Raw genomic sequence first — 9,800 nt, 5'->3', positions numbered from 1 at the left:
CCGCAGGACTTTCGGGAAGGGGCGGGGCGGGGAGTCAAAAAGCGCCGTTACGACGACTTCCCCGCCGCCGCACACTCCGAACACGTACCGAAAATCTCCACGGTGTGGGCAACGTTCACGTACCCGTGCTCAGAAGCAATCGCCTCGGCCCACTTCTCCACCGCAGGCCCCTCCACCTCAACAGCCTTGCCGCAAAGGCGGCAGACCAGGTGGTGATGGTGCTCACCGGTCGAGCAGCGGCGGTACACCGACTCGCCCTCACCGGTGCGGAGCACATCCACCTCACCGGCGTCGGCGAGCGACTGCAGGGTGCGGTACACCGTGGTCAGTCCGACCGAATCGCCCTTGTGCTTGAGCATGTCGTGGAGCTCCTGGGCGCTGCGGAACTCGTCCACCTCGTCCAGGGCAGCCGCCACGGCGGCGCGCTGCCGGGTCGACCGGCCGCGTACGGGCGCTGTCACAGGGACCTCCTCACGTCTGCTGCCGGGCCATTGTGCCAGGTTGGCCCGGCACGTAAGGCATGCCTTACGTGGACGGCGTCGCGGAGGGAGCCGGTCCGGCCCGGTAAGGGCCGGTACGCGGCTCAGACCTTGACGTTGTCCGCCGCTTCCCGAGCGGGCGGAAGCGTGCACTCCAATGATCCCAGTGCCTCGGCGTTCTGGGCAGCCGCGGCGCTGCGGGCCCGCCTGCGCGCGAGCGGTGCCGCGAGCAGCGCGAGGACGAGGAAGACGGCCACGGCGAGCAGCACGATCGCGGCGCCGGACGGGGCGTCCACGTAGTACGTCGCGGCCGTGCCGGTCAGGGACACCGTGACGCCGATGGTCATGGCGAGCGCGAGCGTCGTCACGAAGCCGCGGGTGACCCGCTGCGCGGCGGCGACCGGAATCGCCATCATCGCGGAGACGAGCAGCAGGCCGACGATCCGCATGGCGACCGTGACGGTCACCGCGGCCGTGACCGCGATCAGCAGGTTGAGCAGCCGCACCGGAAGGCCGGTGACCCGCGCGAACTCCTCGTCCTGGCAGACCGCGAACAGCTGCCGCCGCAGGCCGATCGTGATGGCGACGACGAACGCGGCTAGGACGCAGATGGCCGTGACGTCCTCGGGCGAGACCGTGGTGATCGAGCCGAAGAGGTACGTGTTGAAGCTGGCCGTCGAGTTGCCGGGGGAGAGGTTGATGATCATGACGCCGCCGGCCATACCGCCGTAGAACAGCATCGCGAGCGCCACGTCGCCGCTGGTGCGGCCGCGCGAGCGGACGACCTCCATGCCGACGGCGCCGAGGATCGCCACGACGGTGGCCATCCACACCGGGCTGGTGTTCATCAGGAAGCCGAGCGCCACACCGGTCATCGCGACGTGCCCGATACCGTCGCCCATGATCGCCTGGCGGCGCTGTACGAGGTACGTGCCGATGGCGGGCGCGGTGATGCCGACGAGCGTGGCCGCGATGAGCGCCCGCTGCATGAAGTCGTAGTTCAGGATCTCCAGCATCAGCTCAGCAGCCCCGTCCGGATCGGCTCGGCGGAGTCCGCCGCGTGCGGGTGGATGTGGTCGTGGCCCGGCAGCGCGTGCTGGCCCACGGCCTTCGGGGGCGGACCGTCGTGCGTGACGCAGCCGTCGCGGAGCACCACGGCACGGTCGATCAGCGGTTCAAGAGGGCCGAGTTCGTGCAGGACGAGGAGCACGGTGACCCCGGCGGCGACCTGCTCGCGCAGGGCGCCCGCGAGGACCTCCTGGTTGGCCAGGTCGACCCCGGCCATCGGCTCGTCCATGATCAGCAGTTCGGGTTCGGCGGCCAGGGCGCGGGCGATCAGGACGCGCTGCTGCTGGCCCCCGGAGAGGGCGTTCACGGAGTCCTTGATGCGGTCCGCCATGCCGACGAGCTCCAGGGCGCGGCGTACGGCGGCCTTGTCGCCGCGGCCGGGCAGGCCCATCTTCGTACGGGCGAGACGGCCCGAGGAGACGACCTCGCGGACCGTCGCCGGGACACCGGACGCGGCGGTGGTGCGCTGCGGCACGTACCCGATCCGCGACCACTGCCGGAAGCGCTTCAGATCGGTGCCGAACAGCTCCAACGAGCCGCCGCTCAGCGGCACTTGGCCGACCACCGCGCGTACGGCGGTGGACTTGCCGGAGCCGTTGGCGCCGAGCAGGGCGACGACCTCGCCGCGGCGCACGGTGAGGTCGACGCCGCGAAGGACGGGGCGCGAGCCGAGGGAGGCCGCCGCTCCGGTGAGGGAGATGACGGGTTCCCGGTCCGAGGGCTCCTGGGTTCCCGCGGACGGCTGGGTCTCCTGGGTCTCCTCGGTCTCCTGGGACTCCTGGATCTCCTGGGCCTTCATGTGCGCCTCCGCCTCCGACTCCGCTGCCGCTGTAACCAATGTCACTTCGCGCCGAGCGCCTTCTTCAGGGCGTCCAGGTTCGCGTGCATGACCTCGATGTAGTCAGCACCCTTGGACTTGTCCGTGATTCCCTCCAGCGGGTCCAGGACGTCCGTCTTGAGGCCGGTGTCCGCGGCGAGGGCCTTCGCGGTCTTGTCGCTGGCGAGGGTCTCGAAGAAGACCGTGGAGACCTTCTCCTCCTTCGCGACCTGCTGGAGTTCCTTCATCCGCGCGGGGCTCGGCTCGGCCGTGGGGTCGAGGCCGGTGATGCCCTCCTGGTCCAGGTCGTAGCGCTCGGCGAGGTAGCCGAAGGCGGTGTGCGCGGTGATGAAGGTCTTGGTCTTCGTGCCCTTCAGGCCGTCCTCGAAGTCCTTGTTCAGGCCTTCGAGCTTCTTGACCAGGGCGGCGGTGTTCTTCTTGTAGTCCGCGGCGTGGTCCGGGTCGGCCTTCTCCAGGGCCTTGCCGACGCCCTCGGCGGCCTCGGCGTACTTCACCGGGTCGAGCCAGAAGTGCGGGTCGGTGGCCTCGCCGGCGGCTTCCTCTTCCTCGTGCCCGCCGCCGTGCTCCTCGCCGTGTTCCTCGGCATGCTCTTCGCCGCCGTGGTCGTGGCCGTCACCGGCGGAGTGCAGGTCGAGGTCGGTGAGGGAGGCCGCGTCGACCTTGTTCTCCACGGCGGACTGCTCGACGGCCTCGTCCACCGCGGGCTGGAGGCCGCCCAGGTAGAGGAGCAGGTCGGCCTCGCCGAGCTCGGCGATCTGCCGGGGCTTGAGCTCCAGGTCGTGCGGCTCGACACCGGGCTTCGTCAGGGGGTCGACACTGACGTGCTCGCCGCCTATCTCCTCGGCGAGGAACTGCATCGGGTAGAACGACGCCACCACGTCGAGCTTGCCGCCGTCCTTGCCGTCGGCGGCGCTGGAGTTGCCGCAGGCGGAGAGCGTGAGCAGGCCGAGGGCGGCGGCTCCGGCGACGGCGGCGGTGCCTATTCGGGAGCGGGTGCGGAGGCGTCGTACGTTCATGACACTCATTTTCATCAAAGATGGAAACGGTTGTCAACAAAGGTCAGGCTGGTGCATAGCAGGTGCGGGGAGGGAACCGATTTGATCCATGGGTGGGCAGCGCCGGTAGCCTGTATCAATTCGCTGCCGTCTGTACTGAAGAGAGCACCGTGGCCGCCGACAAGATCGACACCATCGTCAGCCTGAGCAAGCGCCGTGGCTTCGTCTATCCCTGTAGTGAGATCTACGGCGGCCAGAAGGCCGCCTGGGATTACGGACCGCTGGGCGTCGAGCTCAAGGAGAACCTCAAGCGCCAGTGGTGGCGCTACATGGTCACCTCGCGCGAGGACGTTGTCGGTATCGACTCCTCGGTGATCCTGGCCTCCGAGGTGTGGCAGGCATCCGGCCACGTCGCTACCTTCAGCGACCCGCTCACCGAGTGCACCTCCTGCCACAAGCGCTACCGCGCCGACCACCTCGAGGAGGCGTTCGAGGCCAAGCACGGCCGCGTCCCCGAGTCGCTCGCCGAGGTCAACTGCCCCAACTGCGGCAACAAGGGCCAGTTCACCGAGCCCAAGAACTTCTCGGGTCTGCTCTCCACGCACCTCGGCCCGACCCAGGACTCCGGCTCCATCGCGTACCTGCGCCCCGAGACCGCCCAGGGCATCTTCACCAACTTCGCCCAGGTCCAGCAGACTTCGCGCCGCAAGCCGCCGTTCGGCATCGCGCAGATGGGCAAGTCCTTCCGCAACGAGATCACGCCGGGCAACTTCATCTTCCGCACCCGCGAGTTCGAGCAGATGGAGATGGAGTTCTTCGTCAAGCCCGGCGAGGACGAGCAGTGGCAGGAATACTGGATGGAGCAGCGCTGGAACTGGTACACCAGCCTGGGCCTGCGCGAAGAGAACATGCGGTGGTTCGAGCACCCGAAGGAGAAGCTCTCCCACTACTCGAAGCGCACCGCCGACATCGAGTACCGCTTCAGCTTCGGTGGCTCCGAGTGGGGTGAGCTGGAGGGCGTCGCCAACCGCACGGACTTCGACCTCTCCGCGCACGCCGAGGCCTCCGGCAAGGACCTCTCGTACTTCGACCAGGAGGCCGGCGAGCGCTGGACTCCGTACGTCATCGAGCCCGCGGCCGGTGTCGGCCGCGCGATGCTCGCCTTCATGCTCGACGCGTACGCCGAGGACGAGGCGCCCAACGCCAAGGGCAAGCTGGAGAAGCGCGTCGTGATGCGCCTCGACCCGCGCCTGTCGCCGGTCAAGGTCGCGGTGCTCCCGCTGTCCCGCAACCCGGAGCTGTCGCCGAAGGCCAAGGGCCTGGCGTCCGCGCTGCGGCAGAACTGGAACATCGACTTCGACGACGCCGGCGCCATCGGCAAGCGCTACCGCCGCCAGGACGAGATCGGTACGCCGTTCTGCGTCACCGTCGACTTCGACACCCTCGACGACAACGCGGTGACCGTGCGTGAGCGCGACACCATGAAGCAGGAGCGCGTCTCCCTCGACCAGATCGAGGGCTACCTCGCGACCCGCCTGATCGGCTGCTGAACCTCCCGCGACGTCCCACCGAAGGCGCCGGGTCCCGCATGCGCGGGGCTCGGCGCCTTCGGCGTATCCGGGTACGTAAGGGAAATTTTGGGCCTGGGGCATGCACAACAACCCTGCAACACAAGCCCGTTGATGTTGCGCGGGCCGCGGGCCTGGGCGCACTCTGAACCGCCGAGCGCCGCGAGTGCCGAGCGCTGAGTGCCGAGTGCCAGGAGGGGTCCGATGCCGTCGGTGCCGCCCATGCAGTCCAGCAAGGTCAGCCGCTGGGACCAGCACGGCCGCGAACACACCGTCCACGTCAGCAGGTCGGGGATGCAGCGCGCCCTGGTCTGCGAGACCTGCGGCTGGCGCCGGGGCACCCAGTTCCTGCCCTGGCTGAAGGCCGAGGAGCACCTCGTCGAGGCCCACCAGGCGGATGTCGACCCGACCGCGGGCAGTGTGACCTGAGCGGCCCGCGGATACCGAGGTGCGGCGAAGGGTGCGCTTCGGCTACCTTCAGCACCATGTGGCAGCTTCCGATCTACGAGTGAGAGCGCGCGGGACGCGATCCCGCCCTCCGCGATGACGTCATCCGATCTTTCACCCGTGAACGGGAGTACACCCATGGCCAAGAGCAGCAACAACCTCCTCGGCGTCGGCGGACAGCGCAAGAAGCTGTCCCGCAACGACGCGCAGGGCGCCGCGGCGAACAGCGCCGCCGACCGCAGGAGCGCCGCCGACCAGAAGCAGGACCTGCTGCGCAAGATGCGCGAGCGGGCCCAGGGCGACGCGGGTACGGCCACGGCCACCGACACTGACACCGGCACCGAGAACGCCTCGGGCGCCGAGCAGGCCAAGTAGGTCCCGGCGGCCCGACCCGGTCGCCGACCTGTGGCGAGGCCCGCAACTCCCTCTGGAGTTGCGGGCCTTCGCCGTTATACGTCGCCGGTGTGCCTCAGATACAGGGCGAGCCCTGCCGGATCGGCTCGATCGCGTGGCTCAGGTCCACGAGCCCGGCCCCCTCGTGCGCCGCGGCGTCGGTGACCGTCAGCTCCACCGCGGGCTCACGGCCGTAGGTGATCAGTACCTTGTGGCCGTCCTTGGAGCGGGACTCATCGACGACCCAGTCCACCCCGTCGACGTTCACGCACGGGTCGACGGTCGCCGAGGGCACGGGAGCGCCGCAGCGCAGGACCACGTCCGCGTCGCCCCAGACGGTCACGCCCGGTAGGTCGGTGGCGGCGCGCGCGGACCCGGCGATCTTCTCCGGGTAGGAACGGGCCACCTGAGCGCACCGCGGATGGCCGGCGTCCGGGGCGCTCTCGATGCCGAAGTCCGGTGCGCTGACGGCCCGTACGGCGAGCACGCCCGCCACGATCGTCACGGTGAGGCCTATTCCGATGGCCGCGTTCCTGCGGCGGTGCGTGTGATCCCCCATGCCGGGCACCTTACCGACGGCTCAGGCGACCTTGCGCGGCAGCCGCAGGCTGAGCAGTACGGTCAGCGCGATCAGCGCCAACTGGCCGAGCAGCGCGGCCAGTAGAGCGTCCCGCATGCCGTACGCCGGTATCAGCGCGAGGAACAGCGTGCCGAGCGTGGCGACGCCGAGGGTGAGGGCGGTCTGCTGGGTGGTGACCATGACGCCGCCGCCCACTCCGGCCCGTTCGGCGGGCACGTCGGAGAGCACGATCCGCATGAGGACGGGGAGTTGCAGCGCCTGCCCGAGCCCGGCGAGCGATACGGCGGGGGTGAGGGCGAGGATGCCGGTGTCGGGCCAGCCGCGCCACACGGTCACGGCGAGCAGCGCGATGCCCACGCCCTGGACGAGGCCGCCGACGGTGACGACCCGGCTGCCGTACCGCCGGGTGAGCCGGGGCCCGGCGAGCGAGCCGAAGAAGAACACGACGGCCATCGGGGCGAGCGCCAGACCGGCGTCGACGGGGCCCATCCGCAGGCCTTGCTGCAGTGCCACGGCGATCACGAACATGAAGCCGCCGAAGCCAAGGGAGAACGGCAGGATCAGCGCCAACCCCCGCCGCAGGCCCGGCAGTCGGAGCAGGCTCGGCGGTACGAGCGGGGTGCGTCCGGCCCGGTCGGCGCGCCGCTCGACCAGGAAGAACGCGGCCGTGGCGAGCGGGAACGCGGCAAGGGACAGCCACGTCCACAGCGGCCAGCCCGCCGCCCGGCCCTCGGTGAGCGGCGCGAGCAGCGTGATCAGGGCGAGCGCGAGCAGCAGCGTGCCGGGCACGTCCACCGGCGCGGGCTTCTCGCTCCGGCTCTCCGGCACGTACCGCACGGCCAGGACGAGACCGAGCAGCACCACCGGCACGTTCACCAGGAACACCGAACGCCAGCCGGTACCGGCCACGTCGGCGGAGACCAGGAAGCCACCCAGGATCTGCCCGGCGACCATCGCGAGCCCGGCCGTCGCCCCGTACAGGCCCATCGCGCGGGCCCGGCGCGCGCCCTGGGTGGCGGCCTGGATGGTGGCGAGGACCTGCGGCAGCATCAGCGCGGCCGCGGCACCCTGTGCCACTCGGGCCACGACGAGGGTCCAGGCGTCGGGGGCGAGGCCGCAGGCGAGCGAGGTGACGCCGAAGGCGACCATGCCGATCAGGAAGAGGCGGCGCCGCCCGGCGGTGTCGCCGAGCCGGCCGCCGAGGACGAGGAGCACGGCGTACGCGACGCCGTACCCGGCGACGATCAGTTCGAGGAGCGCGGGCCCGGCGGCCAGGTCGTGGTCGATGGTGGGCAGCGCGACATTGACGATGAAGAAGTCGATCAGCGGCAGGGCCGCGCCGAGCAGCACGGTGAAGAGGCCGAGCGGCCCGAGGACGGGCCCGTGGTGGACAGTGCGGAGCGGCTCGGTCGAGCCGATGGTGGGCGCATGGGTGGTGCGTACGGTCGTTTCACTCACACCGAGACCCTCGCCCCTCCCGCAGCCTGGTACCAGAGTCTCTTTATCCTGGTAGAAGCAGTACCTGGCAAGGGCTTCGACGGCCCGGCACACCGTTCGGCACTCTGGGGGGATGGCGACGATGACGCAGGAACGAGCGGTGCGGGCACCGGCGGTCGAGGCACCGACGGGCGGGGCACCGACGGGCGGGGCGGGCGACGACGCGGTACGCCGCCATGAACTCGCCGCGTTCCTGCGCAGCCGCCGCGAGCGCATCACGCCCGAGCAGGTCGGCCTGGTGCGCGGCCGACGGCGCCGCACTCCGGGGCTGCGCCGCGAGGAGGTCGCCCAGCTCTCGGCGGTCGGCGTCACTTGGTACACGTGGCTGGAGCAGGCCCGCCCCATCCAGGTGTCGCCGCAGGTCCTGGACGCGCTGGCGCGGGCGCTGCTCCTCGACAGCGGGGAGCGCACGCACCTCTTCGCCCTGGCCGCCGCGACCGATCCGGCGCCGGGCACGCCCTGCCGGACGGTGACTCCGGCGCTGCGGGCGATGCTCGAACAACTGGAGCCGGTGCCCGCCTGCGTCCAGAACAGCAGGTACGACATCCTCGCCTACAACCGCACGTACGGCCGTCTGATGTGTGACCTGGACGCCCTGCCGCCGGAGGACCGCAACTGCCTGTGGCTGTCGTTCACGCACGCGGAGTGGCGCTCCTCGCTCGGCAACCTGGACGAGACGATCCGCCTGATGGCCGGGAAGTTCCGCGCCGCGATGGCGGAACACCTGGCCGAGCCCGCCTGGAAGACCCTCCTGGACCGGCTCAAGTCGGCGTCCCCCGAGTTCTGCGAGGTGTGGGAACGCCACGAGGTGGTGACGTCGGGCGACAAGACCAAACGCTTCCTCAACCCCCACGTCGGCCAACTCAACCTGGCCCACACCAGCCTCTGGCTCGGCCCGTCGGCGGGCCCGCGGTTGGTGGCGTACGTGCCGGTGGATGCGGAGTCGCGGGCGGGGGTGGAGAAGCTGCAACAACTAGCCCGTCCTGGGGGCACCTCCCAGCGGTAGCTGGGGGAGTTTGAGGACGAGGCCGCAGGCCGATGAAGCGAGGGTCTGGGGGCGCAGCCCCCAGGGGACCTCAGCCCCGAACCGGCTCCAACTCCTCGTCGTGCTCCAGCCGTTGAGCCGTACGAACCGCACTCACCCGCGCCCACTTCCCACTGGTCAACGCTCCAACCAGCAACACACAGAACCCGCACCCCGCGATAACCCACCACGCAGGCCGACTCGCCCCCAAAAAGCCCCCCGCAGGGGTTCCCGTGAGCCCGGACGCCAGCACAGCCCCGATCACCGCGACGCCGAGCGTGCCGCCGATCTGCCGGCTCGTGGAGGCCACCGCGGCGGCGACCCCCGCCTGGGCGCGCGGCATCCCGGCGACGGCGGTGTTGGTGATGGGAGCGTTCACGAAGCCGAAGCCGAGCCCGAACAGCATGTACCCGAGCGTCAGCGTGACGTTGTCGCTCTCCGCGTCGAAGGCCGCGAACAGCACCCCGCTCGCGGTCATCGCCACCCCGGCGACGAGCAGCGAGAAGCGCGGCCCCCGGCTGCCGACGATCCGCCCCGACAGCGGCGCGCACAGGAACGTAAGGGCCGCCATCGGCAGCATCCACAGACCGGCGTGCAGGGCGTCGAGTCCGCGTACGTCCTGCAGATAGAGCGTGGAGAGGAAGAGGAACCCGGACAGCGAGGCGAAGGCGCAGACCGCGATCACGGTGGCGCCGCTGAACGGAACGCTCCGGAAGAACCGCAGATCGATCAGAGGCTCGGCCCGCCGCGGCTCGTACAGGAGCAGCCCGGCCAGGGCCAGTACGGCGAACCCCGCGAGCAGCAGCGTGCCGGGCGCGGTCCAGCCCACGGCGGGCGCCTCGATGATCGCGTACGTGAGGGCGCCGAGCAGCACCATGACCAGCAGCTGGCCGACCGGGTCGGGGCGGCGG

General features: G+C 70.5%; 11 protein-coding genes. 4 read left to right on the top strand and 7 right to left on the bottom strand.

The window, feature by feature from the left end:
- Positions 1 to 47 precede the first annotated feature (47 nt).
- The 4 genes from GUY60_RS28140 to GUY60_RS28125 all read right to left on the bottom strand — a co-directional run bounded on the left by GUY60_RS28140 (position 48) and on the right by GUY60_RS28125 (position 3,401).
- Complete coding sequence (locus GUY60_RS28140) at positions 48 to 461, bottom strand: Fur family transcriptional regulator (RefSeq protein WP_161702783.1); 414 nt, start codon at positions 459 to 461, stop codon at positions 48 to 50.
- A gap of 122 nt (positions 462 to 583) precedes the next feature.
- On the bottom strand, positions 584 to 1,492 hold the full coding sequence (locus GUY60_RS28135) for a metal ABC transporter permease (protein WP_161702787.1): 909 nt from the start codon (positions 1,490 to 1,492) through the stop codon (positions 584 to 586).
- A gap of 2 nt (positions 1,493 to 1,494) precedes the next feature.
- Positions 1,495 to 2,346, bottom strand: a complete 852-nt coding sequence (locus GUY60_RS28130; RefSeq protein ID WP_161702781.1) for a metal ABC transporter ATP-binding protein — start codon at positions 2,344 to 2,346, stop codon at positions 1,495 to 1,497.
- A gap of 41 nt (positions 2,347 to 2,387) precedes the next feature.
- A complete protein-coding gene (locus tag GUY60_RS28125) occupies positions 2,388 to 3,401 on the bottom strand; it encodes a metal ABC transporter substrate-binding protein (protein ID WP_161702779.1) in 1,014 nt (337 codons plus the stop codon).
- A gap of 149 nt (positions 3,402 to 3,550) precedes the next feature.
- On the opposite strand from GUY60_RS28125, the gene GUY60_RS28120 reads away from it, so the two are divergent.
- The 3 genes from GUY60_RS28120 to GUY60_RS28110 all read left to right on the top strand — a co-directional run bounded on the left by GUY60_RS28120 (position 3,551) and on the right by GUY60_RS28110 (position 5,770).
- Positions 3,551 to 4,930, top strand: a complete 1,380-nt coding sequence (locus GUY60_RS28120; protein WP_161702777.1) for a glycine--tRNA ligase — start codon at positions 3,551 to 3,553, stop codon at positions 4,928 to 4,930.
- A gap of 231 nt (positions 4,931 to 5,161) precedes the next feature.
- Positions 5,162 to 5,377, top strand: a complete 216-nt coding sequence (locus GUY60_RS28115) for a hypothetical protein (protein WP_161702785.1) — start codon at positions 5,162 to 5,164, stop codon at positions 5,375 to 5,377.
- A gap of 156 nt (positions 5,378 to 5,533) precedes the next feature.
- Positions 5,534 to 5,770, top strand: coding sequence for a DUF6243 family protein (locus tag GUY60_RS28110; RefSeq protein ID WP_161702775.1), 237 nt, complete (start codon positions 5,534 to 5,536; stop codon positions 5,768 to 5,770).
- 94 nt (positions 5,771 to 5,864) lie between these two features.
- On the opposite strand, the gene GUY60_RS28105 is transcribed toward GUY60_RS28110, so the two are convergent.
- Together GUY60_RS28105 and GUY60_RS28100 are read right to left on the bottom strand one after the other, a co-directional pair.
- Positions 5,865 to 6,347, bottom strand: coding sequence for a DUF3515 family protein (locus GUY60_RS28105; RefSeq protein ID WP_161702773.1), 483 nt, complete (start codon positions 6,345 to 6,347; stop codon positions 5,865 to 5,867).
- Positions 6,348 to 6,368: 21 nt separating this feature from the next.
- Positions 6,369 to 7,826: an MFS transporter gene (locus tag GUY60_RS28100; protein ID WP_161702771.1), complete on the bottom strand. Its 1,458-nt coding sequence runs from the start codon at positions 7,824 to 7,826 to the stop codon at positions 6,369 to 6,371.
- A 112-nt stretch (positions 7,827 to 7,938) separates the two neighbouring features.
- Here GUY60_RS28100 and GUY60_RS28095 point away from each other — a divergent pair, with 112 nt between their 5' ends.
- The gene (locus tag GUY60_RS28095; protein ID WP_161702769.1) at positions 7,939 to 8,871 is read left to right on the top strand and encodes an MmyB family transcriptional regulator; all 933 of its coding nucleotides are present in this window, start codon (positions 7,939 to 7,941) and stop codon (positions 8,869 to 8,871) included.
- A gap of 70 nt (positions 8,872 to 8,941) precedes the next feature.
- On the opposite strand, the gene GUY60_RS28090 is transcribed toward GUY60_RS28095, so the two are convergent.
- On the bottom strand, positions 8,942 to 9,800 hold an 859-nt coding region (locus tag GUY60_RS28090), incomplete at its 5' end, for an MFS transporter (protein WP_161702767.1).

Origin of the sequence: Streptomyces boluensis (assembly GCF_009908195.1) — a bacterium.
Lineage (GTDB): Bacteria > Actinomycetota > Actinomycetes > Streptomycetales > Streptomycetaceae > Streptomyces > Streptomyces boluensis.
Note: the sequence above shows the minus strand (reverse complement) of the source record. Positions and strands in the feature narration are given on the sequence as shown.

What these genes read in the sequence shown, in the direction of transcription:
- GUY60_RS28105 (WP_161702773.1), bottom strand. Translation starts at nt 6,347, where the DNA reads ATGGGGGATCACACGCACCGCCGCAGGAACGCGGCCATCGGAATAGGC.
- GUY60_RS28130 (WP_161702781.1), bottom strand. Translation starts at nt 2,346, where the DNA reads ATGAAGGCCCAGGAGATCCAGGAGTCCCAGGAGACCGAGGAGACCCAG.
- GUY60_RS28110 (WP_161702775.1), top strand. Translation starts at nt 5,534, where the DNA reads ATGGCCAAGAGCAGCAACAACCTCCTCGGCGTCGGCGGACAGCGCAAG.
- GUY60_RS28125 (WP_161702779.1), bottom strand. Translation starts at nt 3,401, where the DNA reads ATGAACGTACGACGCCTCCGCACCCGCTCCCGAATAGGCACCGCCGCC.
- GUY60_RS28095 (WP_161702769.1), top strand. Translation starts at nt 7,939, where the DNA reads ATGGCGACGATGACGCAGGAACGAGCGGTGCGGGCACCGGCGGTCGAG.